Raw genomic sequence first — 26,280 nt, 5'->3', positions numbered from 1 at the left:
TGGCCGCGCCGGTCAGGCGATGGCCTTGCCAAGGCGCAGGTCCTCGATCTCGGCCGCCGAGAGGCCGAATTCCTTGAGCACCGCGTCGGTGTGCTCGCCGAAGCGCGGCGGGGCGCTGCGCACGCAGCGGCCGGCGAGCGCGGCCAGGCCGACCGGGCTCACCACCTGGCGCAGCGGCCCGATGTCGGGGTGCTCCACCGTCTCCACGAGGCGCGCGTGCGCCACCTGCGGCTCGGCGAACACGCCTTCCATGTCGTTGATCGGGCCGGCGGGAATGCCCGCCGCCACCAGCAGCTCGGTCCAATGGTGGCGGGAGCCCGAGGCGAGCTTCTCATCGATCAGACGCTCGAGGGCGTCCCGGTTCGTCATGCGCCCGGCATTGTCGCGGAAGCGCGGGTCGCTCTTCAGCTCGGGGGCGCCGATGATGTCGCACAGGCGCAGCCACATCTCCTGGGTGGCGGCGCCGATATTGAGGTCGCCGTCGCCGGCCCGGAACACGCCGTAGGGCGCGATCACCGGGTGGGCGGAGCCGGACGGCCCGGGCACTTCGCCGACGCTCAGATAGCGCTGGCCCTGGACGCTCAGGAGCCCGATGAGGCTGCCCAGCAGCGAGGTCTCCACGGCCTGCCCCTGGCCCGTGCGGCCACGCTCGATCCAGGCGGCAAGAATGCCGATGACGGTCCACATGCCGGCGGTCAGGTCGCCGATGGCGGTGCCGACCCGGGTCGGTGGCGCGCCGGGCATGCCGGTGATGCTCATGAGCCCGGAATAGCCTTGGGCGATCTGGTCGAAGCCGGGCCGGTCGCCGAGCGGGCCGTCCGGGCCGAAGCCGCTGATGCTGGCGACGATGAGGTCCGGCTTCTCGCCCCGCAGCGCGGCCGGGTCGAGGCCGATGGCCTTGAGCGTGCCGGGCTTGAAGTTCTCCACCACCACATCGCTGGCGAGCGCCATCCGGCGCAGCAGAGCGCGCCCGACGTCGGTGCGGAACTCGACGCCGATGGCGCGCTTGTTGCGGTTCGCGGAGAGGTAATAGACGCTCTCGCCATGATCGAAGGGGCCCCAGGCGCGGCTCATGTCGCCGGCGGGGGACGGCTCCACCTTGATCACGTCGGCGCCGAGGTCGGCGAGGATCATGGTGCAGAATGGTCCCGCGAGGGCGCGGGTGAGGTCGAGGACCCTCATGCCGGCGAGCGGGAGGGCGGCGGCGGGCGCGGACATGCTCAAGGCGTCACCTGAAGGATGGGATTATTTGACGACGGTGAGGTAGGAGGCGGGCAGCTGCTCCAGCAGGATGGAGACGAGGTCGGTCTGCATCGTCAGGTGCCCCTTCATGGCGCGCTCCGCCTCCGCCTCGTCGCAGGCGAGGATCGCGGTCGCCACCTGCGCGTGCTCGGCGCAGGACTTGCGCATGCGCGAGGGGGTGGTGAGCCAGAAGCGCCGGTAGGGCGCGAGGCGCTTGCGCAGGTGGCTCGCCTGCTCGCACAGATAGTCGTTGTGGCTGCCGCGATAGATGATTTCGTGGAAGTTGAAGTTGGCCTCGGTATAGTCCTTGCTGGCGTCCGGGCCCTCGTCTTGGCTGAGGCGGCGGCAGCAGCCGAGGGCGTGCTCCAGCAATTCGCGCTCGGCGCTGGTCATGCGGGCCGCGGCGAGGCCGGCGCACATGCCTTCGAGCGTCGCCATCACCTCGAACATCTGCACCATGCGCTGGAGCGAGAGCGGCGCGACGATGGCGCCGACGCGCTGGCGCACCTGGACGAAATCGATGGCGACCAATTGCAGGATCGCCTCGCGGATCGGCGTCTTCGACACGCCGAATCGCGTCGCCAGCGCGACGTCGTCGAGCTTCGCGCCGGGCTCGAGGCGCCCGGAGACGATTTCCTGCTCCAGATAACGGTAGATCGCGTCCGCATGGCTCCCGCCGGTCTTGGCGGGCTTGTCCTCTTTCGCCACCGGCGCGGCCTTTGTCGGCCGCTTGCTCATGGGCGCCTCCCTTTGCTTCACCAGATCGTGGACCGAAGGAATGTGCCAATCAAGCGAAAAAAAATATTATATCCGAGTTTTGTCATTCTCATTTTAGTCAAGCATATGATTTTGCTGAGATTCACGGCCCTTTGCAGTCCCGTCGCGGCGACCGCAGCCGCCCGCGCGGGGCGCGCGGGGACATCGCGAGGGGGCGTGGGTGGGGCGCCTGCTCAGTCGGCGAGCTGCTCCAGGAACCAGTCGCGGAACAGCTGGGTCTTGCGCAGCTTGGCGGCGCCGGGCGGCGAGACCAAATAATAGGCCGCCTTCGACGGCGCCCGGAGCGCGAACGGCGCCACCAGCCGGCCGGACCGCAGATCGTCGGCGACCACCGTCGAGCGGCCGAGGGCGATGCCGAGGCCGTCGGTGGCCGCCTGCATGGAGGTGACGAGATAGTCGCTGGTGAATTCGAGCCCGAAGGCGATCTCCGAGATGCCCGCATGGTCGAGCCAGAACGGCCATTCGTCCGACAGGATGGTGGAGACGGTGCGGATGATGGTCTTGCCGGCGAGGTCGGCGGGACTGCGCAGGCGCTCGGCGTCGCGCAGAGCGGCGCTGCAGACCGGGAAGATCTCCTCCTCGCCGATCTTCTGCGCGTTCAGCGCCGGCCAGTCGCCGTCGCCGTGCCAGATGCCGACGTCGAAGCCGTGCGGCCCGAACGGCTGAAAGGACTGCACCGTCATCAGCTTGAGCGCGATGGCGGGATATTGCGCGCGAAAGCGCGGCAAGGTCGGGATCAGCCGCTTGATGGCGAAGGTGCCGAGGCACTGGATGGTGAGGACGTTCTCGTTGTTGCTCTCGGCCGCGCGGTCGGTGGCCGCCGAAAGGCTGACCAAAGACTGGCGCACGGTCTGCAGGTATTCCGCGGCGACGTCCGTCAGTTTCACGTTGTTGCCGGTGCGGTCGAACAGTTTGACCCCCAGCATCTCCTCCATCTTGCGGATCTGATGGCTCACCGCCGTCTGGCTGAGGCTGAGCTCGATCCCCGCCCGGGTGAAGCTGAGGTGACGCGCGACCGCCTCGAACACGATGAGGCTCATGGTGGAGGGCAGGCGGGTGCGCATGAGCGGGCGGCCCTGGAGCCGGAAGGGGGGCGCCTCGTCGCCCGGGGGGCGCGGCTTTGTCTCGCTCATGGCCATCCGTCTGCGCTCCCGATCCCGGCGTTCCCGGCAGGCGGCTTCGCCGGGCGCCGCCCCCGAAAGAGCAAGGCGGGACGGGCTGCCGCTTGTTCCGCGATCCCGGCGCGGCGCCCCATGGGGGCGCCGGCGCGCAGGCTGCGGCGGCGGAGGGCGCGCCAGGGCGCCCGACCGCCGGCCGGAGCGCACAGCATAGCGGGTGGGCGGGGACCGGGGCAAAGGCCGCCCGGCGCGGCCGGGCGCGGGCCCTCAGGCGCCGATGACGAGATCGGGCGTGAGCTGGCTCGGCGGCAGCAGGATCTCGATCAGCGCCGGCCCGCCGGCCGCAAGCGCCCGCTCCAGCGCGGCGGGGAAGTCGGCGTCCGCCTCCACGCGCTCGCCGTGGGCGCCGTAAGCGCGGGCAAGCTCCGCGAAGCTCGGATTGGTGAGGCGCGTGCCGCTCTCGCGGCCGGGAAACTGCCGCTCCTGGTGGGCGCGGATGGAGCCGTAGGTGGCATTGTTCACCACGATCACCACGATCGCCAGCTTGTGGTGCACGGCGGTGGCGAAGTCGGGCGAAGCCATCTGGAAGCAGCCGTCGCCGGCGAGCGCGACCACGGTGCGCCCGGGATGGCGCAGCTTGGCGGCGATGGCCGCCGGCAGGCCGTAGCCCATGCAGCCGGACTTGGGGGCGAGCTGGGTGCGGAACGTGCGATAGCGGAAGAAGCGGTGCAGCCAGATGGTGTAGTTGCCGGCGCCGTTGGTGACGATGGCGTCGTCCGGCAGCGCCGCCCGCAGGTGCTGGATCACCTTGGCATAGTCGAAGCCGGCGGTCTTTTCCGGCGGCACCTGATAGGCCTCGTAGGCGGCGCGGCATTCCGCGCGCCAGGGCGCCCAGCGCGCCGGGTCGAGCGGCGCCATGTCCCGGAGGGCGGCGGCGAATTCCGGCGGCGCCGCGAGGATGGGCAGGTCGGCATTGTAGACCCGCCCCAGCTCCTCGGCGCCCGGGAAGACGTGGATCAGCGCCTGGTCCGGGTCCGGCACTTTCAGCGCGTCATACGCCTTGCTGGTCACCTCGCCGATGCGATCGCCGAGGACGAGCAGCAGGTCGGCGTCTTTCACCCTTTGGGTCAAGGCGCGGCTGGAGCCGAGGCTGAGGTCGCCCACATAGACCGGCGCGTCGTTGGAGACGATGTCCTGGGCGCGGAAGCCCGCCACCACCGGCAGATTGTTGGCGAGGGCGAACCCGGTGATGTCGGCGGAGGCCTCGGCGGTCCAGCCGCTGCCGCCGACGATCAGCAGCGGCCGCGCGGCCGCCTGCAGCCTCTCGCGCACCCGCGCCATGTCGGCCGGCGCCGGCACGGCGGCAACCGTCTTGAAGGCCGGCGCGTCGGCGACCGCGCTCATCTCGCTCAGCACGTCCTCGCCCACCGAGAGCACCACCGGGCCGGGCCGGCCGTGGGTGGCGACATGGAAGGCGCGGCTGAGATATTCCGGGATCGCGTCGGCGCGCGGAATGTCGGCGGCCCATTTCGCCATGTCGGCGAAGGTCCGGCTGTAGTCGATCTCCTGGAACGCCTCCCGGCCCCGGTGCGCCTGCGGCACCTGGCCGATGATGAGGATGAAGGGGGTCGAATCCTGGAACGCCGTATGGACCCCCACCGCCGCATGCATGGCGCCGGGACCGCGGCTGACGATGCACACGCCGGGGCGCCCGGTGAGCTTGCCGTCGGCCTCCGCCATGTGGGCGGCATTGGCTTCGTGGCGGCAGACGATGAAGCGCACGCCGCGCGCGCCGTCGCGCAAGGCGTCGAACACCGGCAGCGCGCTTTCCCCCGGCACGCCGAAGATGCGGTCCGCGCCGTGGATGCGCAGCGCGTCCACCAGGATCGCGCCGCCCGCGCGCAGGGGGGCGGAGGAGGGGGCCGGCGAGCACGTCATGGCCGCCCTCACGCCGCCGGCTCGAAGACGCACACCGTCTTCAGCTCGGAATAGAAATCGAGCGAGCGCGCCCCGCCCTCGCGGCCGATGCCGGAGCGCTTGAAGCCGCCGAAGGGCGCGCGCTCGTCGCGCACGCGCCAGCAATTGGCCCACACCGTGCCGCTCTCGAGCCCGGCGGCGACCCGTTCCACGCGCGCGGGATCGGCGCTCCAAACGGTGGCCGCGAGGCCGAATTCGGAGCCGTTGGCGCGGGCGACCACCTCGTCCTCCTCGTCGAACACGCTGAGGTGGGCGCACGGGCCGAACACCTCGCGGCGGCAGATTTCCGCATCGTCCGGCAGGCCGGCCCAGAGCGTGGGCGCGACCCAGTAGCCGTCCGCGAAGGGGGCCGGCATGTCGAGCGCGCCGCCGCCGGCGAGCACCTGCGCGCCGTCCGCTTTGGCGCGCGCGTAGAGGCCGAGGACCTTCTCCCGCTGGACCGCGCTGATGGCGGGGCCGAGCGTGGTCTGCGGCGCGCGCGGATCGCCCGGCCTCAGCGCCGCGGCGGCGGCCACCAGGCCGGCGGCGAATCGCTCGAAGATCGGCCGCTGGACGAACACGCGCTCGGTGGTGAGGCACACCTGGCCGCAATTGTCGAACATGGAGCGGGCGGTGCCGGCGACGGCGGCCTCGACGTCGCTATCGGCGAAGATCAGCGCCGGGTTCTTGCCGCCGAGCTCCAGCGAGACCGGACGCGGGCCGGCGGCGGCCGCGCGCATGATGGCCTCGCCGGTGCGGGTCTCGCCGGTGAAGGTGATGGCATCGACGCCGGGATGGGAGACGAGGAAGGCGCCGGCCGCGCCCGCGCCGTGGCCGTGCACCACGTTGAGCACGCCGTCCGGCAGGCCGCAGGCGCTCGCCATGCGTGCCAGCATCACGGCGGTGCGCGGCGAATGCTCGGACGGCTTCACCACGATGGCGTTGCCGCACGCCAGCGCCGGCGCCACCTTCCAGGTGAGCAGCAGCAGCGGCAGGTTCCAGGGCGCGACGATGCCGATCACGCCGACCCGGTGGCGCAGCACGGTGTTGCGCGCCCGCCCGCCGGCGACGGGGGTCTCGAACGTCTCTTGCCGCTCCGCGCGGGCGATCTGGGCGAAGGCGCGCAGATTGGCGATGGCCCGGGGGATCTCGACGTTGGTCGTCACCGTCACCGGCTTGCCGGTGTCGGCGATCTCCTGCGCCACGATGGCGGGAAGGTTCGCCTCCATGTGCGCGGCGAGCGTTTCCAGGAAGGCGAGGCGCTGGTCGAGCGTGGTGCGGCCCCAGGGGCCGCGCAGCGCGCCGCGGGCGGCCGCGACGGCGGCGTCCACCACCGCCTCGTCCGCCTCCGCCACCAAAGCCGCGGGCCGGCCGGTGGCAGGGTCGTGCTTCTCGAAGGCGGCGCCGAGCGGCGCGGCGCGCCCGCCGATGAAGCAGGGAACCGGATCGAGCTGGCTCATGGGCGGCGCCTCCTGGATTCTTGTTGTTCTCGTGAAATCGCGTCGGGGAGTCTTGGCGGTGGCGGCCTCTTGCCGTCCTACTGCTCCTCCTCCTGGAAGATCTCCTCGCGGCGCTTGCGGATGAAGGGCAGCGCCACCGAGATCAGGAGGGCGAGCGAGAGCAAAAGAAAGGCGAGGCTGATCGGCCGCTCGATGAAGACCGAGAGGTGCCCGCGCCCGGTGATCAGGCTGCGCCGGAAGTTCTCCTCCAGCATCGGCCCGAGCACGAAGCCCATCAGCATCGGCGCAGGCTCGGCGTCGAGCTTGCGCAGGAGATAGCCGAGCAGCCCGAAGCCGATCATCAGATAGATGTCGAACACCGAATTGTTGACCGAATAGACGCCGATGGCGCTGATCACCACGATCAAGAGGAACAGGAACCGGTAGGGCAGGCGCAGCAGGCGCACCCACAGGCCGATCATCGGCAGATTGATGATGATCAGCATCAGATTGCCGATGAACATGGAGGCGACGAGGCCCCAGAACAGGTCCGGCTGGCGGCTGATCACGTTCGGCCCCGGCGCGATGCCGTGCAGCGTGAGCGCGCCGACCATCAGCGCCATGGTGGCGCTGGTGGGCAGGCCCATGGTCAGCAGCGGGATGTAGGAGGTCTGCGCCGCCGCGTTGTTGGCCGATTCCGGCGCCGCCACCCCTTCGACCGCGCCCTTGCCGAAGCGCGCGGGGGTGCGCGAGACCTTCTTTTCCAGCGCGTAGGAAGAAAAGGCGGCCATGGTGGCGCCGCCGCCCGGCAGCACGCCCATGAGCGAGCCGAGCGCGGTGCCGCGCAGGATCGCGCCCAGGGACTGGCGCAGCACCGCGAGGGAGGGCCACAGATTGGTGATCTTGGCGGTGGTGATGGCGCGCGTGGTGTCCTGCTCCAGGTTGCAGATCACCTCGGCGACGCCGAACAGGCCGAGGGCGATGGCGACGAAGCTCACGCCGTCGGACAGCTCGATGAAGTTGCCGGTGAGGCGTGGCATGCCGGTGTTCACGTCCATGCCGATCATGCCGAACAGCAGGCCGAGCACGATCATCGCCACCGCGCGGAACAGCGAGCCGTTGGCGAGCACCACCGCCGAGACCAGGCCGAACACCATGAGCGAGAAATAATCCGGCGAGGTGAAGGACTGCGCCACCCGCGCCAAAGGCGGGCCGGCAAAGGCGATCACCAGCGTGCCGATGCACCCGGCGATGAAGGAGCCGATGGCGGCGATGGCGAGCGCCTCGCCGGCGCGCCCCTGGCGGGCCATCTGGTAGCCGTCGATGGCGGTGACCACGGAGGTGGATTCGCCGGGGATGTTGACCAGGATCGCGGTGGTGGAGCCGCCATACTGGGCCCCGTAATAGATGCCCGAGAGCATGATGATGGCGCCCACCGGCTCGAGCGCGAAGGTGGCCGGCAGCAGCAGCGAGATGGTGGCCACCGGCCCGAGGCCCGGCAGCACGCCGATCAGCGTGCCGCACAGCGCGCCGATGAGGCAGAACAGCAGGTTGTCGAAGGTGAGGACGACGGCGAAGCCGTGGCCCAGCAGCTGCAGGCTCTCGATCATGGCCACACGTCCACGGGAATGCCGAGCAGCCAGACGAACAGCGCCACCGAGGCGGCGGCCAGCGCCGCGCCGAACAGCAGCGTCTGCCACAGCACGCTCTCGCGCGAGGCGAAGCTTGCGATGACGGTCTGGGCGAGGATGGCGGCGACCAGGCCGAAGCGGTCGAGCAGCAGCGCGAAGGCGAGGAAGGAGCCGAGGATCAGCGCCGTCGCGCGCAGGTTCAGCGGCGGCACCGCGGGGCCTTCCACTACGAGGCCCTTGATCAGCAGCCCCGCGCCCATGACGGCGAGCACCGAGGCGATCAGGAGCGGGAAATAGCCCGGCCCCATCTCCAGGGCGGTGCCGATCTCCAGACTCGAAATGTACCATAGCGCGGCGCCGGCGATCGCCACCAGCAGCAGGCCGGACCAGAAGTCCACGCCGCCTTGCACAAGCTTGATCCTCATCGTCCCTCTCCAGACGTCCCTCTGCCGGCGCCGTTCGTCAGGCGCCGCGCGCCATGCTGTTGCCGTCCCGGCGGCGGGACGCCCACGGGGCGACGACGGGAGCGCCCCTGGCAGACGATGCGCGGGTGGTCCGGCGCGGGCAAGCGGGTGCGGCGGCGCCGGCCCGCGTCAGAGCGGGCCGGCGGGGCCTCAGTTCTTGGTCGCCTTGATTTCCTTGAGGAGGCCGGTCCACTGGGCCACCTCCTTGGCGATGGCGGCCTGGTATTCCTCCGGCGTGGTGAACACCGGCGAGGCGCCGATCTTGGCGAACGCCGCCTTCACCTCCGGGTCCTCGGACATCTTCTTGAGCGCCGCGGACATGCGCTCGATGACCGGCTTCGGGGTGCCGGGAGGGGCGATGATGCCGTTCCAGGATTCCACCGAGAAGTCCTTGACGCCGGTCTCCTCGACGGTGGGCAGGTCCGGGGCGAAGGGGCTGCGCTTGCCGGAGGTGACGGCGATGCCGCGCACCGTGCCGGCCTCCATCTGCGGCAGCGCGTCGGTCATGTTGGTGAAGGACAGGTCCACCTCGCCGGCCACCACGGCGGCGGTGGCCGGGGCGCCGCCCTTGAACGGCACGTGCACCATCTTGGTGCCGGTGCGCGCATCGAACAGCTGCACCGAGAAGTGCATCAGGCCGCCGGCGCCGCTGGAGCCGTAGGTCAGCTTGCCGGGATTGGCCTTGGCGTAGGCGACGAGCTCTGGAATGGTCTTGATCGGCAGCTTGGGATTGACGATCACGGTCTGCGGGATGGTGCTGACGATGCTGATGGGCGCGAGATCCTTCAGCGGATCGTACTGGGTGGTCTGGGCCACCGGCGCCACCGAGACCGCGCCGACGCTGCAGACGCAGAAGCTGTAGCCATCGGGCGCCGACTTCGCCACCAAATCGGTGCCGACGATGCCGCCGGCGCCGGGCTTGTTCTCCACCACCACCGTCTGGCCCAGCTCCTTCTCCAGGAAGCGGGCGGTGATGCGGCCGGTGAGGTCGGTATAGCCGCCGGGCGCGTAGGGCACGATCAGCTTGATGGTCTTGGCCGGCCACTTCTCCTGCGCCATCGCACCGGGCGATGCCAGGACCGCGAGGGACATCACGGCCACCGCCAGTGTCTTCATCTTGTTCTCCTCATGCCTTGGAAGGTGCGGGCGCTGGCGCCGCTTTGTCGTTTCGGGCCGAGAGCGAGGCTGACGCGCCCGGCCGGGCCGGCAAGGGCATGGCTGCGCCCGCTTACCGCCCTATTGGAGGGGGAGTGTTAGCTAAGCGGCAAAGGTAGTCAAGCCGCGATTGCGGGCAGTGGGTGGCGCCGATGGAGGCAGAGGCAGACCTTTTCCGGCGCGGCTCCGGCAGGCGTCGGGCGCCGAAGACGGGGGCCGGGCCGACAGCCCGGAAACAGTCAGATTTGCTTTCTTACAAAGCTAAACCCATGGGCCCACGGCCTGGGGCGCAGGCCGGCGGCAGGCCCGGCGCGCGGCAGGGGCGCACGCATCCGCAGCGCCGGACACCGTCGCGCCGCACCGCCGGTGCGGGGCGCCGGATGCTGCGGTGCGTATTGACTGACTTTGTTACCAAGGTAATTTGAGCCGCGAAGCGCGACCCGCGTTTCCGGCGCCACCGCGCCTCGCATCTTCCAGCATTCCGGGACTCTCATGGCCATCTCCAACACCGTGGACACGGGCTTCCGGCCCGCTTTGGAGCGGCTTGCCGCCGACCGGCGCGTGCGCGTCTTCACCGGCGCGGCGGACCCGCACCTGGAGGTGGCCGCGCTGATGAAGAAGCTCGACGGACAGGAGATGCTCCTGTTCCCGAAGGTCAAAGGCTTCGACACGCCGATCGTGGGCAATCTCCTGAGCTGCCGCGAGAATTGCGAATCCGCCTTCGGCCGGGACTTTCGCGGCATCCGCGAGACCATCTCCCAGGCGCTGGCCCAGCCCATGGCGCCGCAGGTGGTGGAGAAGGCCCCGGTGCACGAGGTGGTTCAGACCTCCGGCATCGATCTCGGCAAGACCCTGCCGGCGCTGTTCCACGCCCCCAAGGACGGCGGGCGCTACGTGACCTCGGGCATCCTGGTGGCGCAGGACCCGGAGACCGGCATCTACAACGCCTCCTATCACCGGCTCCAGCTGATCGGGCCGGACACTTTCGCGGTTAAGCTCGATTTCGGCCGCCATTTGCGCCTCGCCTTCGAGCGCGCCCAGGCGCAGGGCAGGAACCTGCCGGTGGCGATCTGCATCGGCGCCGACCTCGCGCTCCATTTCACCGCCGCCACCATGGGCTCGCAGATGCCCGAGAATTTGGACGAGCTGGCGGTGGCGGGCGGGCTCGCCGGCCGGCCGCTCGCGGTGGTGAAGGCGAAGACCGTCGACCTCATGGTGCCGGCGGAGTGCGAATACGTGCTGGAGGGCGAGATCAGCGCCAGCGAGGTCCACATGGAGGGCCCGTTCGGCGAGTTCGTCGGCTTCGCGGCGCCGCCCGCGGACGCCCCGGTGCTGCGGGTGAAGGCGCTCACCCGGCGCGCCAAGCCGGTCTACCACGCCATCAACGGCTTCGGCCGCGAGACCGTGATGCTGCGCAAATACGTGCTGGAGGCGAGCCTGTTGAAGGTGCTGCGCGCCGCGGTGCCGATCGTCACCGACGCCGAGATGACGGCGGGCGGGCTGCACCGCTTCCACGCCATCCTGCAGGTGAACAAGCAGGGCCCGCACCATGAGGGGCTCCAGCGCAATGCCATGCTGGCCGCCTTCGGCGCCCTGAAGGACCTCGACATGGTGATCGTGGTGGACGACGACATCGACATCCGCGACCCCGCCGACGTGGAATACGCGCTCGCCACCCGCATGGAGGCCTCGGGCGACATCGTCGTCGTGCCCGAGGCGCGCGGGCACGAATATGTCCGCATCAGCCGCAACGGGGTGCGCGCCAAGCTCGGCATCGACGCCACCGTGCCCGCCGGGGAGAAGGAGCGCTTCCGCCGGGTTTCCTTCGCGCCGGTGGAGGTGACCGCCGGCATGTTCGGCCCTGGGGGGGAGGCCATGAAGGGCCTGCTCTGAGGGCTGTTCCCCAGGGCCGGCGGCGTCACAGATCGAGCGTCAGCGTGCCGATGGCGCGGGAGACGCAGGGCATCAGCCGGCTCTTGCGGGCCTCAAAGGGCAGCACCACGTCGCGGTGGATCACCGCGCCGTCGCGATAGCCGCATTCGCAGGTGCCGCACACGCCGATCTCGCAGGACGAGCCGCGCACGAAGCCGGCCTCGCGCAGCACCGCCAGCAGGCTGCGGTCGGCGGGCACCTGGAGCCGCGCCCCGCTGGAGGCGATCACCGCCTCGAACGGCTCGGGCCGGAAGTTGGCGTCCAGGCGCGCGGCGAAGTGCTCGGTGTGATAGCGGCTCTCGGGCCATGCGCGGGCCGCGGCGGCGGCCTCCACCGCCTGCGTCAGCCCGTGCGGGCCGCAGACATAGAGGTCGGCCCCGGCCGCCTGGTCCAGCACCGCGCCGACGTCCATGCGCCCGCCTTCGCCGGAGAGCCAGAGCGTCAGCCGATCCCCGCAGACCGCTTCGAGCGCGTCCACCAGCGGCGCCGTCTGGCGGCTGCGGGCGCAGAAATGGACCGCGAAGTCCGCCCCCTGCGCCGCCAGCTGGCGCGCCATGGCGAGCAGCGGCGTGACGCCGATGCCGCCGGCGATCAAGACGTGCCGCGCGGCGTCGGGATTGAGCGCGAAATGGTTGCGCGGCGCCGAGACGAAGATCTCGGCGCCTTCCGTCAAGTGGTCGTGGATCCATTGCGAGCCGCCCCGGCCGGCGCCCTCGCGCTTGACCGCGATGCGGTAGCAGCCGCGGTCGGCGGGATCGCCATAGAGCGAATACTGCCGCACCGCGCCGTCCGGCAGGTGCACGTCCAGGTGCGCGCCGGGGGTCCATGCCGGTAGTTCGGGGCGGCGCGGGTGGACGAAGGCGAGCGCCATCACGTCCGCGGCGGCCGGGGCCGCCTCGGCGACCCGCAGCTTCATGATCAGGCGTCCGGACATCCTCAGTCCACCAGCTCGATCTCGTCGCCGGGCCGGATGATGCCGCCGCGCTCGATGCCGCAATTGAGCCCCGAGCGGTTGTAGAGCGGCAGGTAGACCCGCAAATCGAGCAGTTGCTCCAGATACTTGCAGGGGAAGTTGAGGCGCCCGCCGCGCAGGATCACCTCGCCCACCCGGAACCGCCGTCCCACCAGATGGTTGAGCGGCACGCCGCGCACCGTGAGGTTGCGCCGGTGGTCGGCCGGGTCGAGCGTGATCGGCCCGTCCTGGAGCGGGGGATCATTGCGCGCGAGCGCGTCCAGCGCCTCCTGCTCGATGAGCGTGATCTCGCGCACGTCCGGCCGGCCCGAATAGGTGCCGTTGCCGAGGAAATAGCGGTCGCCGACGATGCCGCGCCCGGCGACGCATTCGGCCTCGTCGAGCGCCGTCATCTCGTAGCTCGCCGCCTGGGCGATGTGGATATGGAGCAGGGTGCCCTTGAAGTTCACCGCGCCGCCGGGCGTGGCGCGGGCCGCCTGCGCGGCGGGGTGGTCGTAGGCCTCGACGATCTTCAGCGGGCCGCTGTCCTTGACCGGGAGGGCCGGGGGTGGGGGATGGGCGGTCATGGCGGCCTCAATCAATGCGCGCGGCGATGGCTTCGATCTCCACCAGGGCGCCCTTGGGCAGGCGCGCCACCTCGATGGTCGAGCGGGCGGGCGGGTTGGCGGGGAAGGCGGCGGCATAGACCTCGTTCATGGCCGCGAAGTCGTCCATGTTCTTGAGGAACACCGTGGTCTTCAGCACGCTGGCGAAGCTCGCCCCGCCGGCGGCGAGCACCGCCTCCAGATTGGCGAGCGAGGCTTTGGTCTGGGCGACGATGCCGTCGGCGAGCGCGCCGCTCTTCGGGTCGACCGGCAGCTGGCCCGAGGCGAAGACGAGGCTGGCGAAGCCGATGCCCTGGGAATAGGGGCCGACGGCCGGCGCCGCCGCCGGGGTCGAGATCATTTTGCGCGACATGCGGGTCTCCTGGTCGTTCGCAATGGTTCTTCGTTGATCCCGGGCATTTGTCAGTATCCCAGGTAGTTCGGCAGCCAAAGCACGAGCGCCGGAAAGAGGAGGCAAAGAATAAGTCCGGTCAGCTGCAGCAGCGTGAACGGAACGATGCCCCGATAGATGTCCGGCAGGGTCAGGTAGCCCGCCCCGGCCTGGCGCAGATAGAACAAGGCCGGACCGAAGGGCGGCGTCAGGTAGGAGGTCTGAAGGTTCACCGCGACCGCGATGGCGAACCAGAGCAGGATCTGGTCCTTGGGCACGGCGCCGCCGAAGTCGAGCTCCATCACGACCGGCCGGAACACCGGCAGGATGATGAGGGTGATCTCCAGCCAGTCGAAGAAGAAGCCCAGCAGGAAGATCACCGCCATGAGCAGCGCCAGCAGCGACCAGTCGTGCAGGCCGAGAAGGCCGATGACGTGGATGATGGCGTCGTCGCCGCCGAGCTCGCGGAACACGTAGGAGAACAGCGTCGCGCCGCAGAAGATGCCGAAGATCATGGCGTTGGTCAGGGCGGTCGCCTGCACCACGTCGTTCAGCAGCTTCAGGGTGAAGGTGCGGTTGAAGATCGCGAGCAGCGTCGCCCCGAACGCGCCCACGCCCGCCGCCTCGGTGGGGGTGGCGAAGCCGCCGACGATCGAGCCCAGCACCAGAACCACCAGCACGGTGGGCGGCACGAAGCCGCGGAACACGAGCTTGACGAGATCGCCCCGCGTCCCTTCGCGGGCCTGCGGCGGGCGCGGCATGCGCTTGGGCTGCAGGATGGCGACGACGAGGATGTAGACGAGGTAGAGGCCGGACAGCAGCAGGCCCGGGATCACTGCGCCGGTGAACAGGTCGCCCACCGGGATCGCCAGCAGGTCGCCCATGATGACCAGCATGATGGAGGGCGGGATGAGGATGCCCAGGGTTCCCGACGCGGAGATGACGCCGGCGGCGATGCCCTTGTCGTAGCCGCGCTCCACCATCACCGGCAACGCCAGCATGGTCAGCATCACCACCGAGGCGCCGACGATGCCGGTGGTCGCCGCCATGATGGTGCCCATCAGCACCACCGAGAGCGCGAGCCCGCCGGGCACGCGCTTCAGCAGCACCGAGAGGATTTCCAGCAGGTGGCGCGCCACCCCGCTGCGCTCGAGCATGATGCCCATGAAGATGAACATGGGGATCGCCACCAGCACCAGATTGTCCGCGATCGAGCCCCAGATGCGGCTGACGATCAGGAACAACTGGGCCGGCTGGAACAGGCCGAAGGCGCCGCCGATGACGGTGAACACCAGGCCGACGCCGGCGAGGCAGAACGCCACCGGGAAGCCCGAGAACAGGATCACCACCAGAAGGCCCAGCATGGACAAGGGAAGGGCGGTCTCGAACACGGTCACAGGCCGACCTCCTGCGGGTGGTGGGGGGCTTCCGGCTTGGGCGGAGACCCGAGCAGGGTGGCGAGCGCGGCGGCAATGGCGCCGAGCGCCGCCAGCAGCAGGGTCGAGAAGCCGATCAGCAGCGTCGACTTGATGATCCAGCGGTAGGGCAGGCCGGTGAGGGAGGGCGAGCCCTCGTTCAGCCGGAAGGAGCTGGCGAGGAACGGCCAGCCGTAATAGAGCACCACCGCGCAGAACGGCACGATGAAGAGCGCGGCGCCGATCAGCTCGATCGCCGCCGCGGTCCGGGTGCCGAAGCGGTTGCTCAGCACGTCGATCCGCACGTGCTCGCCTTCCACATAGGCATAGCCGAGGCACAGCAGGAAGAGAGTGGCATGCAGATGCCACTCGAGGTCCTGCAGCTTGGTCGAGCCGAGCACGATGAAGCGGCGGGTGACGACGTCCAGCACGACGGTCAGCACCAGAGCGACGACGCACCACGCTGCCGCCTGCCCCACCCGCCGCGCGATCGCCTTGAGGATTTGGGCCGAAGCCAGGAGCGCGGACATCAGTTCTTCAGGTAGCCGATGTCGCGCCAGGTGGCGTAATCCTCGCGGAACTTCGAGAAGCTCGCATAGGCCCGCGCGAAATCGGGATCGGCGGCCACCTGCTCGGCGATCACCTCGTCCACGGCGCCCTTGAGCTTCTTGAGGTCCGCGTCGGACCATTTGTGGATCTGCACGCCCTTGGCCTGGAGCTCCTTGAGCGCCGGGATCTGGATCGCCTCGCCCTCGGCGATGCCGTAGCGGATGTTGTCGCCGCACACCGACTCGATCTGCGCCTTCTGGGTCTCGCTGAGCGCGTCCCACTTGGCCTTGTTCATCATCAGGTCGAAGAAGGTCGACTGCTGGTGCCAGCCGGGGAAGTAATAGTGCTTGGCGATCTGCCAGAAGCCCATCTTGAGGTCGATGGCCGGCTGCACGAATTCCAGGCCGTCGATGACGCCGCGGTCGAGGGCGGGATAGACGTCCGGCGGCGCGAGCAATTGGGCGGAGACGCCGAACTTGCCGAGCGCCTTGGCGCCGAGGCCGAAGAAGCGCAGCTTCAGGCCGTTGAGGTCGTCGACGCTCTTGATCTCCTTCTTGAACCAGCCCGAGCCCTCGGGCGCGAGCATGCCGCACATCACCGACTTGATGCCGTATTTGGCGTAGATCTCGTCGAAGATCTGCTTGCCGCCGCCGAAATAGTACCAGGCCATGTATTCGGGGGCCGGCGGGCCGAACGGCAAGGCGGCGAACACCTGCAGCGCGGGCACCTTGCCGCCCCAGAAGCCGGGGGTGGAGAAGGCCGCGTCGACCGCGCCCGCCGCCACCGCGTCGAACGTCTCGAGCGGCGGCACCAGGGCGCCGGGCTCGTAGAAGCGCAGCTCGATATTGCCGCCCGACACCTTGGCGATCTGCGATTCGAGGCGCTTGCCGAGCGTCCCGAGCTGCGGCAGCGAGCTCGAGAAGGTGGCGGCCATCTTCCATTTGACCTTGGGGTCCTGGGCCGATGCGGCCGAGACGGGCAGGGCTGCGGCCAAGAGTACCAGCAGTGCGCGGCGCAAGTGATTGGTGATCTTCATCAACTTGTTCCCCTGTGATTGCCGGCTGCAATCAATTTAGACAACGTTGCCTAACGAGCAACCATTTTTGCCGCTCCAGAGGCCAATCCGGGGCCGGCAAGCCCTTCCACGCAAACGCCGTGCCAAGATTGTTGGGCCAGGGAAGGAGGAGGGCGGGAGCCATTGTTGCCCAATGATCAACATTGCTCCTTGGACTACGGTCCCTCTTGCAATTGCTCCAGAGTGGGGAAATGTTTTCCCTGTCGTTGGTGACTTTTCGTGCTTGCGCATTGAGGCCGGGGGGCACAGCGGGGTTGCCCAGATTTTCGGCCCCCGTCCCCGGGCAGACGTCAGGAGTTCTTTGATCCGATGGTCACGCTGGATCCGTCCCAAAGCATGCCCCTTCCGACCGGGGTCAGCCTCGGCCGCGCCATCCGCGCCCTGCGCGCGGAGCGCGGGCTCTCGCTGTCGCAGCTCGCGCTCGCGGCGGCGGTCGACAAGGGCTATCTCTCGCGCGTCGAGCGCGGGCTGAAGGTGCCCTCGGTGGCGATCGTGCTGCGCATTTCGACGGCGCTTCAGGTCTCGGCCGCGCAATTGTTCGGCGCCGCGGAGAACCACGAGCTGATCTTCGTCACCCGCGCCGGCGACCGCGACGCGCTGACCGCGGACGACGGCAACTACCACATGGAGGTGCTCACCCAGGCCACCGGCAGCGCCGGGCTCGAGGTGTTCCTCATGTATCCGCCGGCCGAATTCGCCAACGAGCCGGAGGCCGCGCACCGCGGCGAGGAGCTGCTGTTCGTGGTGGCCGGCCGGGTGGAGGTGCGGTTCGCGGAGAAGGTGCTGGTGCTCGAGACCGGGGATTCGGTGCAGTTCCCCGGCCCGCTGCGTCATCAGGTGCGCCGCCTCAAGGATCGCAGCTGCGTGCTGATCTCGGTCTGCGGGCCCTGAGACGCGGCCGGCCCGGCGCGGCTCACCCGCCCGCCGCGCGCGGCCCCTCTCCCGCCTCGTAATAGACCGCGTCGAGCTGCGCGGCGGTGACGGCGGCCGACGGCGCGTCCAGCACCACGCGGCCCCGGCGCATGGCGACGATGCGGTCGGCATAGCGGCAGGCGAGGTCGGTCTGGTGCAATGCGCACAGCACCGCGATGCCGTGCTCGCGGGCGATGTCCTTGAGCACCGTGAGCACGTTGGCGGCGGAGGCCGGGTCGAGGCTCGCCACCGGCTCGTCGGCGAGCACGAGGCGGCTCCTCTGCGCCAGCACGCGGGCGATGGCGACCCGCTGCTGCTGGCCGCCGGAGAGCGAATCGGCGCGCTGATAGGCCTTCTCCAGCAGCCCCACGCGGTCCAAGGCGGCGAGCGCGATCTGCCGGTCCGCGCGGGAGAAGCAGCGCGTGACCGCGCGCCAGGTGGGCACCTGGCCGAGCCGGCCGGCGAGCGCGTTGTCGACCGCGGTCATGCGCGCGATCAGGTTGAACTGCTGGAAGATCAGGCCGATGGCACCGCGGTGCTGGCGCAGGGCGCGGCGGTTCAGCCCGCCGATGTCGCGGCCGAGCACCAGCACGCGCCCGCCATCCACTTCGGCGAGGCGGGAGATGCAGCGGAACACGGTGGACTTTCCCGCCCCGCTCGGGCCGAGCAGCGCCACCACCTCGCCAGGGGCGATGGCGAAGCTCACGGAGTCGAGCGCGACGGTCGCGCCGAAGGTCTTGGTGACGGCCTCGAGCTTCAGCGCCGGCGCGGCGGCGGCCGTGAGAGAGGCGGGGGGCGCGGCGAGGGTCATACCAGCCTCCGGCGCAGCCAGGCGCTGAACTGGTCGATGAGGCTCACCATGATGAGCATGATCACCGTCACCGTCAGCAGCTTGGGGAAGTCGAGCAGATCGATGGCGGCCTTGATCTCGATGCCGATGCCGCCCGCCCCGACGATGCCGAGGATGGTGGAGGTGCGCACGTTCGCCTCCCACACATAGAGCGAGACCGAGGTGAGGTTCGGCAGCACCGAGGGCAGGAGCGCGTAAGCGACGATCTTGGTGCGGTTCGCCCCGGTCATGGCGGCGGCCTCCAGCGGCGCCTTCGGCACCGTCTCGATGGCCTCGCTGTTGAGCTTGGCGAGGACGCCGAGCGAATGGACGATCATGCCCAGCACGCCGGCGAACGGCCCGAGCCCCACCGCCGCCACGAACAGCAAAGCGAAGACGATGGTGTCGACGCCGCGGAACGAATTCACCAGCAGCCGCACCGGCGCGGCGAGCCAAGGGGAGGGCGCGGTGTTGTGGGCGATGAAGATCGAGAGCGGGAAGGCGAGGAGCGTCGCCACCACGGTGGCCACGGTGGCGATGGCCACCGTCTCCGCCGCCCTGAGCCAATAGACGTCGAGGTCGGCGAGATAAGGCGGCCATGCCTTCGCCGCCCAGGTGAGGAGGCGCGGGATGCCGGCGAGGAGCGCGGCGGGATCCACCTCGGCGAGCCGCCAGCAGGCGGCGAACAGGATCACCAGGACGGCGGCGAGGGCGAGGCGCGCCAGCACCGCCGGCGAGGCGAGGCTCAGGGGCGTCTCCACATACTGCCCCGCGCCGTCGCGCGCGGGCGGCGTCCGCTCGATGTCCCACATGGCCCAGGCTCCCATGGCAGATGCGGCCGGGAGGGCTGAAGCCGCCCCCGGCCGCCTGTGGCGTTGACGCGGCGCCCTCAGGTCTTCAGCACGCCGAGGTCGCGGCCCATCACCTCCAGCACCACATAGGGCTCGGGGGTGGTGGTGCGGTAGCCGGTATAGGGCCAGGGCAGCACCTTCAGCTCCTCGGCGGTGAGGTTATTGAAGGCGGCCTGGAGCGCGGCCGCGGTCTCGTCGTCCATGCTCTTGCGCACCACCACGGGCTCGTTGGGCAGCGGCACCGACTGCCAGACGATCTTGTTGGAATCCGCCTTCATGAGGCCGTTGCGGATCATGGTGTTGCGGTGGATGTCCCAGCCGGTGGCGAGGTCCACCTGGCCGTTGATGGTGGCCATCTGGGCGGCGGCGGCGGAGGCGCCTTCGGCATATTTGCCGAAGAAGGTCTTCGGCTCGATGCCCTGGGCGCGGAAATAGTGGGTCGGCACCATCCAGCCGGTGGTGGAACCGGTGTCCAGCATCTGCATGGACATGCCCTTGGCGCCTTCGGGGAACTTCTCGAGCTTGAGGTCCGGGCGGGCGACGATCAGGCCGTGATAGGTGGGCTTGCCCTCCACCAGCATCACGTTGATGACGCGCGTGCCGGAGGAATTCTTCGCCAGCACGTAGCCCCACGGGCCGAGCTGGGCGAGGTCGGCCTGCTCGGAGCCGATGGCGACCGAGACGCCGGCCCAGTCGTTGGCGACCTTCAGGTCGAGATCGGCGCCGATGCGCTCGCACACCATGCGGTAGAGCGGCTCCCACACCTTGCGGGTTTCCTGCTGGGTGGGCTGGGAGGGGGCGAGCGCCACCTTGATGGTCTTGCGGGTCACCGACTGGGCGCGCACCACGGCCGGCGCGGCGAGGGCGCCGGCGGCGGCGCCGATGAGGAACGTGCGGCGGCGGATCATGGGTCGATCTCCTTTCAGCGAAGGCAAAGGCGAGGGCGATCGCTTCGGCGCGGGCTGGACCGGAAGCGATGGAAGGGCGGTGGAACGCGGCCTCGAACGGGTGTCGATTTATCGAAGCTCAATGACATGATAGTGACATTGAGGAAAACTCAAAATGATGCCCGGCGAACAGGCGCGGACCTGCTGATTGAGCTTTCCTCACTCATTCCGTGTTGTTACTGAGGCCGCCCGCGCGAGGACGAGATGACGCTTGAGACCCTTCGGGACGGATGCGGGCAGGTGGCGGACGCCCGCGCGGCGCGCGCGGTGCTGCGCGCGGCGCGCGGCATCCTGTTCGATCTCGACGGCACGCTGATCCGCAGCGAGGAGGTGATCGACGGCGCCCGCGAGGTGCTCGCCGCCTACGGCGCGCGCGCCATGATCTTGTCGAACAATTCCTCCGATTGCGCCGAGGGCCTGTCGCGCCGGCTCGCCGGCGCGGGGCTCGACGTCGCGGCGGCGCGCATCGTGCTCGCCGGCATCGAGGCGGTGCGCGCCGTCGCCGCCCTCTGGCCCGGCGCGCGCACCATGATGCTCGCCAGCGCGCCGCTCATCGCCCAGGCGCGGGCCCTGCGGCTCGAGGTCACCGACGAGCGGCCGGACGTGGTGCTGGTGGCCCGCACGCCGGCCTTCGACTATGCGGCGCTGGCGCGCGCCGCCAACGCCGTGCGCGCCGGCGCGGCGTTCGTGGTGGCGAACCCCGACACCTCCCACCCCGGCGCGGACGGGCGCCTCGTGCCCGAGACCGGCGCGCTCGCCGCCGCCATCGCCGCGGCGTCCGGGCGCGCGCCGGCGCGGGTGTTCGGCAAGCCGCAGCCCGAGCTGTTCCGCGCCGCACTCGATCGCCTGGGCCTTGCCGCCGGGGAGGTGGTGATGGTGGGCGACAATCCCGAGACCGACGGCGCCGGCGCGCGCCGGCTCGGCATCCCCCACATCCTGATCGGCGAGCGTCTGCCTTTGCGCGCGCTGCTCGCCTGAGGGGCGGGGCGTGGGGGCACCGCGCGGCCGGCCCCCTCAGCCGCCGCCGGAGGCCTGGGCGGGGGTGAAGCGGGCGATCAGGTCGAACAGATCGCCGCGGAAGGTCTGGCGCACGGTGGTGATGTTCTCGTCGCCGCGCCAGGTGCGGCGCTGGAGTTCGAGGCAGGCGCTGGCATCGGGAATGTCGAGCAGCTTCGCCATCTCCGGCACCGCGTTCACCGCCGTGATCTTGTGCTCCGCCGCGGTCCACGGCACGTGGGTGACCAGCCAGGAGCTGGGCGACTGGCGCGCGAAGTCCACCGCCTCCGCCTCCGGCACGGCGGAGATGTTGATGAGCCGGCGCTCCAGCGCGAACGGCCGGCTGCCGGCCATGTGGCGGCACTCGATCTCCAGAACCCGGCCGCGCGGCGCGAGCTCCCATTCCACCGGCGCGGCGCGCGAGGCGGGGCGCCGCTCCAGGCGCAGCAGCTCGTAGCGGTAGGCCTCGCCGCGGGCGGTGACCTCGGCCTCGATGTCGGGAATCTGGAGGATCGCCGACTGGATGCGCGGGGCGGCGACGAACGAGCCGGCGCGCCGGCGCCGCTCCACGAGGCCGGCGGCGGCGAGCTCGGACACCACCTTGTTCACGGTCATGCGGGCGCAGCCATACTGCGCCATCAGCTCGTGCTCGTAGGGGATGCGGTGCCCCGGCCCCCATTCGCCCGACAGGATCTTGGCCTCGATGTCGGCGCGGATGCGCCGGTTGAGGGTGGGCGAGGCCGGCCCCTGGGCCTTGCCCTGGGCCTCGCCTTCGGTCTCGATCCCCGTGTCCGCCGCCTCGCTCACGCCAGCACCTTCTCCATCACGCGGGCAAAGCCCCGGCGGATCCGTTCCCGCTCATGGTGGACCCCGTTGGTCACATATTTGCGCCCGGCACGCCAGACGCCGTCCACCGCGCCCCCGCGCGCGCCGAAGATCCAGCCGTCGAGCAGCGTGTCGCCGGCATGCGCGACGAGGGATGGGTGCGCGGCATCGAGGGTGACGATATCCGCCGGCGCGCCGACGCGGATGCCGGCCGCCGGCGCGGCGAGCGCCTGCGCGCCGCCCGCAAGCGCCGCGTCGAACAGATCGCGGCCGGTGGAGCGGCCGGCGGCGCCGGCGAGCACGTTGCGCGCGCGAAGAGCGAGGCGCTGGCCGTATTCCAGCGTGCGCAGCTCCTCGGCCGCATCCACCAGCACGTTGGAATCGGTGCCCACGCCGAAGCGGCCCCCGTGCGCCAGGGAGTCGCGCGCCGGGAACAGGCCGTCGCCCAGATTGGCCTCGGTGATCGGGCACAGGCCCGCCACGGCGCCGCTGCCGGCGAGGCGCCGGGTCTCGGCCTCGCTCATGTGGGTGGCGTGGATCAGGCACCAGCGCCGATCCACGGGGGCGATGTCGAACAGGCGCTCCACCGGCCGCCGGCCGCAGAAGGCGAGGCAGTCCTCCACTTCCTTCGTCTGCTCCGCCACATGGATGTGCACCGGCCCGCCTTGCGCGAGCGGCAGGATGGCGCCGATCTCCGCGCCGGTCGCCGCCCTCAGACTGTGGGGGGCGATGCCGACGACGCCGTCCTCCAGCGCGGCGACCGCGCGGCGGGCCGAGGCCATCACGGCGGCGAAGCCGTCCACGTCGTTCACGAACCGGCGCTGGCCGTGGCCGGGGGGCAGGCCGCCGAAGCCGGCATGGGCGTAGAAGACCGGCAGCAGGGTCAGCGCGATGCCGGTGTCGGCGGCGGCCGCGGCGATGCGGGCGGCAAGCTCGCCGGGATCGCCATAGGCGGTCCCGTCCGGCGCATGGTGGAGATAGTGGAACTCGCCCACGCGGGTGAAGCCGCTCTCGAGCATTTCCATGAAGGCGAGGGCGGCGATGGCTTCCACGTCGTCGGCGTCCAGGCGGTCGACGAAGCGGTACATGGCCTCGCGCCAGGTCCAGAAGCTGTCGGCGCCGGGCCCGCGCGCCTCGGCGCGGCCCGCCATGGCGCGCTGGAACGCGTGGCTGTGCAGGTTGGGCAGGCCGGGAACTGCCGGCCCGTGGCGCTCGTCCTGGCCTGCAGGATCGACGTTCGCCTCGATCGCGCAGATGCGGCCGGCGGCGAGGCGCAGGCGCACGCGCCCGGCCCAGCCCCCGGGCAGGAGGGCGCGGGCGAACCACAGGCTGCGGGGCAGGGACGACGGCATCGCCTCTCAGGCTCACAGAAGGCTGGACAAGCGCCGAAGCGCGCATTTATGTATATACATTATCGGCGCCCGCGCCAATGGATTCCGGCGCCAAGAGGAGGCCCACGGGGATGCCCACAGGGGCGGCGATCCGCTGCGACCGCATCTGGCGAGGCGCCCGCCTCGCCACCCTCGCGCCCGGCCGCCCCGGCCTCGGCGTGGTTCAGGACGGCCTCGTTGCCGCGCGCGACGGGCGCCTCCTTTATGCCGGCCCGGCAGCCGAGGCGCCGGCCTTCGACGCGCCGCGGATCGAGGATTGCGCCGGCCGCTGGATCACCCCCGGATTGATCGACTGCCACACCCACCTCGTCTATGGCGGCGACCGGGCGGACGAGTTCGAGCAGCGCCTTTCCGGCGTGCCCTATGAGGCGATCGCGCGCGCCGGCGGCGGCATCGTCTCCACCATGCGGGCGACCCGCGCGGCAAGCGAGGCGGACCTCGTGGCGGCCGCCCTGCAGCGGCTCGACGCGCTGATCGCCGAGGGTGTCACCACCATCGAGATCAAATCGGGCTACGGCCTGGAGCTGGAGACGGAGCTGCGCCAGCTCGCCGCCGCCCGCGCGCTCGGCGCGGCGCGGCCGATCACGGTCACGACCACCTTCCTCGGCGCCCATGCGCTGCCGCCGGAGGCGAACGGCGATGCCGACGCCTATGTGGACCGGCTCATCGCCGAGATGCTGCCCGCCGTGGCCGGCGCGGGGCTCGCGGATGCGGTCGACGCCTTCTGCGAGGCCATCGCCTTCTCGCCCGACCAGGTGGCGCGGGTGTTCGCGGCGGCGAAGGCGCTCGGCCTGCCGGTGAAGCTGCACGCGGACCAGCTTTCGAACCTTTCCGGCGCCGCGCTCGCCGCCCGCTTCGGCGCGCTCTCGGCGGACCATCTGGAGCACACCGACGCGGCCGGGGTCGCCGCCATGGCGCAGGCCGGGACGGTCGCGGTGCTGCTGCCCGGCGCCTATTACTTCATCCGCGAGACCAAGGCGCCGCCGGTGGACCTGCTGCGCGCGGCCGGCGTGCCGATGGCGCTCGCCACCGACTGCAATCCCGGCACCGCGCCGCTCACCTCGCTGCTGCTGACCATGAACATGGGCGCGACGCTGTTCCGTCTCACGGTGGACGAATGCCTCGCCGGGGTGACGCGGGAGGCGGCGCGCGCGCTCGGGCTTCAGGAGCGCATCGGCACGCTGGAGGCGGGCAAGGCCTGCGACCTCGCCATCTGGGACATCGAGCGGCCGGCGGAGCTGGTCTATCGCATGGGCTTCAACCCGCTCCACGCGCGCATCCGGAGTGGGCGATGAGCCTCGTCCTCGTCCCCGGAGCGGTGCCGCTGTCCGACTGGCGCGCGATCCATGCCGGCGCCGCCTTCAGGATCGATCCCGCCTGCGCCGCCAAGGTCGCGGCGGCGGCGCAGACGGTGGAGGCCATCGTCGCGGCGGGGGCGCCGGTCTACGGCATCAATACCGGGTTCGGGAAGCTCGCGAGCGTGCGCATCGCGGCGGCGGACCTCGCGCGGCTCCAGCGCAACATCGTGCTCTCCCACGCTGCCGGGGTGGGCGAGGCCATGCCGGCCGCGGTGGTGCGCCTGATGCTGGCGCTGAAGCTGGCGAGCCTCGCCCAGGGCGCTTCCGGCGTGCGGCCCCAGACCCTTTCCTTCATGGGCGAATTGGTGGCGCGGGACCTGATGCCGGTGGTGCCGGCGCAGGGCTCGGTGGGCGCCTCAGGCGACCTCGCCCCGCTCGCCCACATGGCGGCGGCCATGATCGGGGCGGGCGAATTCCTGGTGGCGGGCACTCGCGTTCCCGCCACCGCGGCGCTGGCGCAGGCCGGGCTCGCGCCGCTGGAGCTCGGCCCCAAGGAGGGGCTCGCGCTGCTCAACGGCACGCAATTCTCCACCGCCTGCGCGCTCGCCGGCCTGTTCGCGGCCGAGACCGCCTTGCGCGCCGCCCTGGTGACGGGCGCGCTCTCGACCGACGCCGCGCGCGGCTCGGACGCCCCCTTCGATGCGCGCATCCATCAGCTGCGGCGCCATCGCGGGCAGGTCGAGACCGCGCAGGCGCTGCGCACGCTGATGGCGGGCTCGGCGATCCGCGCCTCCCACCTCGTCGGCGACGAGCGGGTGCAGGACCCCTATTGCCTGCGCTGCCAGCCGCAGGTGATGGGCGCCGCCCTCGACGTGCTGCGCCAGGCGGCCGGAACGCTGGAGATCGAGGCCAACGGCGTCTCCGACAACCCGCTGATCTTCGCCGAGACCTGCGAGGCACTCTCCGGCGGCAATTTCCACGCCGAGCCGGTGGCGTTCGCGGCCGACATGATCGCGCTTGCCGTGTGCGAGATCGGCGCCCTCGCCGAGCGGCGCATCGCCATGCTGGTGGACCCGGCGCTCTCCGGCCTGCCGGCCTTCCTGACCCCGAGCCCGGGGCTCAATTCCGGCTTCATGATCCCCCAGGTGACGGCCGCCGCTTTGGTCTCGGAGAACAAGCAGCGGGCCTATCCGGCGAGCGTCGATTCCATCCCCACCTCGGCCAACCAGGAGGACCACGTCTCCATGGCGGCGCACGGCGCGCGGCGCCTCGCGCCCATGGCGGAGAACCTCACCGCGGTGGTCGCCATCGAGCTGCTCGCCGCCGCCCAGGGCTGCGACTTCCATGCGGGGCTTGCCTCCAGCCCGCGCCTGGAGAAGGTGCGCGCGCTGCTGCGGGCGAAGGTGCCGCCGCTCGGCGAGGACCGCTATTTCCATCCCGACATCGCGGCGGCCATCGGCCTCGTGCGCGCCGGCGCGCTCGCCGCGGCGGCGGGCGAAGACGCGCTGCCCACCCTCTGCGGAGACTGAC

24 protein-coding genes are annotated in these 26,280 nt (G+C 70.8%); 5 read left to right on the top strand and 19 right to left on the bottom strand.

All coding sequences use genetic code 11. The annotated features are described in order from the left end of the window. Positions 1 to 12: 12 nt before the first annotated feature. The 8 genes from ABLE88_RS03260 to ABLE88_RS03225 form a co-directional block, all read right to left on the bottom strand. Positions 13 to 1,218 (bottom strand): CaiB/BaiF CoA transferase family protein, encoded by a 1,206-nt coding sequence (locus tag ABLE88_RS03260; RefSeq protein ID WP_348830029.1) that lies wholly within the window; start codon positions 1,216 to 1,218, stop codon positions 13 to 15. A gap of 27 nt (positions 1,219 to 1,245) precedes the next feature. Next, entirely contained in the window at positions 1,246 to 1,980 is a 735-nt protein-coding gene (locus tag ABLE88_RS03255; RefSeq protein ID WP_348830027.1) for a GntR family transcriptional regulator, read from the bottom strand. Between the two features lie 212 nt (positions 1,981 to 2,192). Further along, positions 2,193 to 3,152, bottom strand: coding sequence for a LysR substrate-binding domain-containing protein (locus ABLE88_RS03250; RefSeq protein ID WP_348830025.1), 960 nt, complete (start codon positions 3,150 to 3,152; stop codon positions 2,193 to 2,195). A gap of 252 nt (positions 3,153 to 3,404) precedes the next feature. Continuing rightward, positions 3,405 to 5,075 carry a thiamine pyrophosphate-binding protein gene (locus ABLE88_RS03245; RefSeq protein WP_348830023.1) on the bottom strand — a complete coding sequence of 557 codons (1,671 nt, stop codon included), beginning with the start codon at positions 5,073 to 5,075 and terminating at the stop codon, positions 3,405 to 3,407. Between the two features lie 8 nt (positions 5,076 to 5,083). Then, the gene (locus ABLE88_RS03240; RefSeq protein WP_348830021.1) at positions 5,084 to 6,553 is read right to left on the bottom strand and encodes an aldehyde dehydrogenase family protein; all 1,470 of its coding nucleotides are present in this window, start codon (positions 6,551 to 6,553) and stop codon (positions 5,084 to 5,086) included. A gap of 77 nt (positions 6,554 to 6,630) precedes the next feature. Continuing rightward, positions 6,631 to 8,142, bottom strand: a complete 1,512-nt coding sequence (locus ABLE88_RS03235) for a tripartite tricarboxylate transporter permease (RefSeq protein ID WP_348830020.1) — start codon at positions 8,140 to 8,142, stop codon at positions 6,631 to 6,633. After that, entirely contained in the window at positions 8,139 to 8,588 is a 450-nt protein-coding gene (locus tag ABLE88_RS03230) for a tripartite tricarboxylate transporter TctB family protein (protein ID WP_348830018.1), read from the bottom strand. The genes ABLE88_RS03235 and ABLE88_RS03230 overlap by 4 nt, the downstream gene beginning before the upstream one ends. Before the next feature lie 189 nt (positions 8,589 to 8,777). Next, complete coding sequence (locus ABLE88_RS03225; RefSeq protein WP_348830016.1) at positions 8,778 to 9,743, bottom strand: Bug family tripartite tricarboxylate transporter substrate binding protein; 966 nt, start codon at positions 9,741 to 9,743, stop codon at positions 8,778 to 8,780. 531 nt (positions 9,744 to 10,274) lie between these two features. Between ABLE88_RS03225 and ABLE88_RS03220 the strand changes: the two genes are divergently transcribed. After that, positions 10,275 to 11,675 (top strand): UbiD family decarboxylase, encoded by a 1,401-nt coding sequence (locus tag ABLE88_RS03220; RefSeq protein ID WP_348830014.1) that lies wholly within the window; start codon positions 10,275 to 10,277, stop codon positions 11,673 to 11,675. 25 nt (positions 11,676 to 11,700) lie between these two features. Here the strand turns inward: ABLE88_RS03220 and ABLE88_RS03215 are convergent, their stop codons facing one another. Genes ABLE88_RS03215 through ABLE88_RS03190 form a run of 6 tightly spaced genes read right to left on the bottom strand, consistent with a single transcriptional unit; the run spans position 11,701 to position 16,662 of the window. Beyond that, the gene (locus tag ABLE88_RS03215) at positions 11,701 to 12,648 is read right to left on the bottom strand and encodes a PDR/VanB family oxidoreductase (RefSeq protein ID WP_348830012.1); all 948 of its coding nucleotides are present in this window, start codon (positions 12,646 to 12,648) and stop codon (positions 11,701 to 11,703) included. A 2-nt stretch (positions 12,649 to 12,650) separates the two neighbouring features. Further along, the gene (locus tag ABLE88_RS03210; protein WP_510182842.1) at positions 12,651 to 13,253 is read right to left on the bottom strand and encodes an MOSC domain-containing protein; all 603 of its coding nucleotides are present in this window, start codon (positions 13,251 to 13,253) and stop codon (positions 12,651 to 12,653) included. Positions 13,254 to 13,260: 7 nt separating this feature from the next. Then, a complete protein-coding gene (locus tag ABLE88_RS03205) occupies positions 13,261 to 13,644 on the bottom strand; it encodes a Rid family detoxifying hydrolase (RefSeq protein ID WP_348830011.1) in 384 nt (127 codons plus the stop codon). Positions 13,645 to 13,694: 50 nt separating this feature from the next. Further along, on the bottom strand, positions 13,695 to 15,059 hold the full coding sequence (locus ABLE88_RS03200; protein WP_348830009.1) for a TRAP transporter large permease: 1,365 nt from the start codon (positions 15,057 to 15,059) through the stop codon (positions 13,695 to 13,697). Then, entirely contained in the window at positions 15,056 to 15,607 is a 552-nt protein-coding gene (locus ABLE88_RS03195) for a TRAP transporter small permease subunit (RefSeq protein WP_348830007.1), read from the bottom strand. The genes ABLE88_RS03200 and ABLE88_RS03195 overlap by 4 nt, the downstream gene beginning before the upstream one ends. After that, positions 15,607 to 16,662 (bottom strand): TRAP transporter substrate-binding protein, encoded by a 1,056-nt coding sequence (locus ABLE88_RS03190; protein ID WP_348830006.1) that lies wholly within the window; start codon positions 16,660 to 16,662, stop codon positions 15,607 to 15,609. Before ABLE88_RS03190 ends, ABLE88_RS03195 begins: the two co-directional genes overlap by 1 nt. Positions 16,663 to 17,037: 375 nt before the next feature. On the opposite strand from ABLE88_RS03190, the gene ABLE88_RS03185 reads away from it, so the two are divergent. Further along, positions 17,038 to 17,592: a helix-turn-helix domain-containing protein gene (locus ABLE88_RS03185; protein ID WP_348830005.1), complete on the top strand. Its 555-nt coding sequence runs from the start codon at positions 17,038 to 17,040 to the stop codon at positions 17,590 to 17,592. A 22-nt stretch (positions 17,593 to 17,614) separates the two neighbouring features. Here the strand turns inward: ABLE88_RS03185 and phnC are convergent, their stop codons facing one another. From phnC to ABLE88_RS03170, 3 genes are all read right to left on the bottom strand, one after another. Continuing rightward, entirely contained in the window at positions 17,615 to 18,424 is an 810-nt protein-coding gene (gene phnC / locus ABLE88_RS03180; protein ID WP_348830003.1) for a phosphonate ABC transporter ATP-binding protein, read from the bottom strand. Continuing rightward, positions 18,421 to 19,254, bottom strand: coding sequence for a phosphonate ABC transporter, permease protein PhnE (gene phnE / locus ABLE88_RS03175; RefSeq protein ID WP_348830002.1), 834 nt, complete (start codon positions 19,252 to 19,254; stop codon positions 18,421 to 18,423). The genes phnC and phnE overlap by 4 nt, the downstream gene beginning before the upstream one ends. 77 nt (positions 19,255 to 19,331) lie before the next feature. After that, positions 19,332 to 20,201 (bottom strand): phosphate/phosphite/phosphonate ABC transporter substrate-binding protein, encoded by an 870-nt coding sequence (locus ABLE88_RS03170; protein ID WP_348830001.1) that lies wholly within the window; start codon positions 20,199 to 20,201, stop codon positions 19,332 to 19,334. Between the two features lie 243 nt (positions 20,202 to 20,444). Between ABLE88_RS03170 and ABLE88_RS03165 the strand changes: the two genes are divergently transcribed. Continuing rightward, positions 20,445 to 21,218, top strand: coding sequence for an HAD-IIA family hydrolase (locus ABLE88_RS03165; RefSeq protein WP_348829999.1), 774 nt, complete (start codon positions 20,445 to 20,447; stop codon positions 21,216 to 21,218). A 36-nt stretch (positions 21,219 to 21,254) separates the two neighbouring features. On the opposite strand, the gene hutC is transcribed toward ABLE88_RS03165, so the two are convergent. Next, on the bottom strand, positions 21,255 to 22,019 hold the full coding sequence (hutC, locus tag ABLE88_RS03160) for a histidine utilization transcriptional repressor HutC (RefSeq protein WP_348831069.1): 765 nt from the start codon (positions 22,017 to 22,019) through the stop codon (positions 21,255 to 21,257). Between the two features lie 20 nt (positions 22,020 to 22,039). Next, positions 22,040 to 23,413: a formimidoylglutamate deiminase gene (locus tag ABLE88_RS03155; RefSeq protein WP_348829997.1), complete on the bottom strand. Its 1,374-nt coding sequence runs from the start codon at positions 23,411 to 23,413 to the stop codon at positions 22,040 to 22,042. A 110-nt stretch (positions 23,414 to 23,523) separates the two neighbouring features. Between ABLE88_RS03155 and hutI the strand changes: the two genes are divergently transcribed. Together hutI and hutH are read left to right on the top strand one after the other, a co-directional pair. Next, positions 23,524 to 24,747 carry an imidazolonepropionase gene (gene hutI / locus ABLE88_RS03150; RefSeq protein WP_348829996.1) on the top strand — a complete coding sequence of 408 codons (1,224 nt, stop codon included), beginning with the start codon at positions 23,524 to 23,526 and terminating at the stop codon, positions 24,745 to 24,747. After that, positions 24,744 to 26,279 (top strand): histidine ammonia-lyase, encoded by a 1,536-nt coding sequence (hutH, locus tag ABLE88_RS03145; protein WP_348829994.1) that lies wholly within the window; start codon positions 24,744 to 24,746, stop codon positions 26,277 to 26,279. The genes hutI and hutH overlap by 4 nt, the downstream gene beginning before the upstream one ends. Position 26,280: the final 1 nt, after the last annotated feature.

Origin of the sequence: Xanthobacter luteus, from assembly GCF_040049235.1 — a bacterium.
GTDB lineage: Bacteria > Pseudomonadota > Alphaproteobacteria > Rhizobiales > Xanthobacteraceae > Xanthobacter.
Note: the sequence above shows the minus strand (reverse complement) of the source record. Positions and strands in the feature narration are given on the sequence as shown.

What these genes read in the sequence shown, in the direction of transcription:
- ABLE88_RS03260 (WP_348830029.1), bottom strand. Translation starts at nt 1,218, where the DNA reads ATGTCCGCGCCCGCCGCCGCCCTCCCGCTCGCCGGCATGAGGGTCCTC.
- ABLE88_RS03255 (WP_348830027.1), bottom strand. Translation starts at nt 1,980, where the DNA reads ATGAGCAAGCGGCCGACAAAGGCCGCGCCGGTGGCGAAAGAGGACAAG.
- ABLE88_RS03250 (WP_348830025.1), bottom strand. Translation starts at nt 3,152, where the DNA reads ATGAGCGAGACAAAGCCGCGCCCCCCGGGCGACGAGGCGCCCCCCTTC.
- ABLE88_RS03245 (WP_348830023.1), bottom strand. Translation starts at nt 5,075, where the DNA reads ATGACGTGCTCGCCGGCCCCCTCCTCCGCCCCCCTGCGCGCGGGCGGC.
- ABLE88_RS03240 (WP_348830021.1), bottom strand. Translation starts at nt 6,553, where the DNA reads ATGAGCCAGCTCGATCCGGTTCCCTGCTTCATCGGCGGGCGCGCCGCG.
- ABLE88_RS03235 (WP_348830020.1), bottom strand. Translation starts at nt 8,142, where the DNA reads ATGATCGAGAGCCTGCAGCTGCTGGGCCACGGCTTCGCCGTCGTCCTC.
- ABLE88_RS03230 (WP_348830018.1), bottom strand. Translation starts at nt 8,588, where the DNA reads ATGAGGATCAAGCTTGTGCAAGGCGGCGTGGACTTCTGGTCCGGCCTG.
- ABLE88_RS03225 (WP_348830016.1), bottom strand. Translation starts at nt 9,743, where the DNA reads ATGAAGACACTGGCGGTGGCCGTGATGTCCCTCGCGGTCCTGGCATCG.
- ABLE88_RS03220 (WP_348830014.1), top strand. Translation starts at nt 10,275, where the DNA reads ATGGCCATCTCCAACACCGTGGACACGGGCTTCCGGCCCGCTTTGGAG.
- ABLE88_RS03215 (WP_348830012.1), bottom strand. Translation starts at nt 12,648, where the DNA reads ATGTCCGGACGCCTGATCATGAAGCTGCGGGTCGCCGAGGCGGCCCCG.
- ABLE88_RS03210 (WP_510182842.1), bottom strand. Translation starts at nt 13,253, where the DNA reads ATGACCGCCCATCCCCCACCCCCGGCCCTCCCGGTCAAGGACAGCGGC.
- ABLE88_RS03205 (WP_348830011.1), bottom strand. Translation starts at nt 13,644, where the DNA reads ATGTCGCGCAAAATGATCTCGACCCCGGCGGCGGCGCCGGCCGTCGGC.
- ABLE88_RS03195 (WP_348830007.1), bottom strand. Translation starts at nt 15,607, where the DNA reads ATGTCCGCGCTCCTGGCTTCGGCCCAAATCCTCAAGGCGATCGCGCGG.
- ABLE88_RS03190 (WP_348830006.1), bottom strand. Translation starts at nt 16,662, where the DNA reads ATGAAGATCACCAATCACTTGCGCCGCGCACTGCTGGTACTCTTGGCC.
- ABLE88_RS03185 (WP_348830005.1), top strand. Translation starts at nt 17,038, where the DNA reads ATGCCCCTTCCGACCGGGGTCAGCCTCGGCCGCGCCATCCGCGCCCTG.
- phnC (WP_348830003.1), bottom strand. Translation starts at nt 18,424, where the DNA reads ATGACCCTCGCCGCGCCCCCCGCCTCTCTCACGGCCGCCGCCGCGCCG.
- phnE (WP_348830002.1), bottom strand. Translation starts at nt 19,254, where the DNA reads ATGTGGGACATCGAGCGGACGCCGCCCGCGCGCGACGGCGCGGGGCAG.
- ABLE88_RS03170 (WP_348830001.1), bottom strand. Translation starts at nt 20,201, where the DNA reads ATGATCCGCCGCCGCACGTTCCTCATCGGCGCCGCCGCCGGCGCCCTC.
- ABLE88_RS03165 (WP_348829999.1), top strand. Translation starts at nt 20,445, where the DNA reads ATGACGCTTGAGACCCTTCGGGACGGATGCGGGCAGGTGGCGGACGCC.
- ABLE88_RS03155 (WP_348829997.1), bottom strand. Translation starts at nt 23,413, where the DNA reads ATGCCGTCGTCCCTGCCCCGCAGCCTGTGGTTCGCCCGCGCCCTCCTG.
- hutI (WP_348829996.1), top strand. Translation starts at nt 23,524, where the DNA reads ATGCCCACAGGGGCGGCGATCCGCTGCGACCGCATCTGGCGAGGCGCC.
- hutH (WP_348829994.1), top strand. Translation starts at nt 24,744, where the DNA reads ATGAGCCTCGTCCTCGTCCCCGGAGCGGTGCCGCTGTCCGACTGGCGC.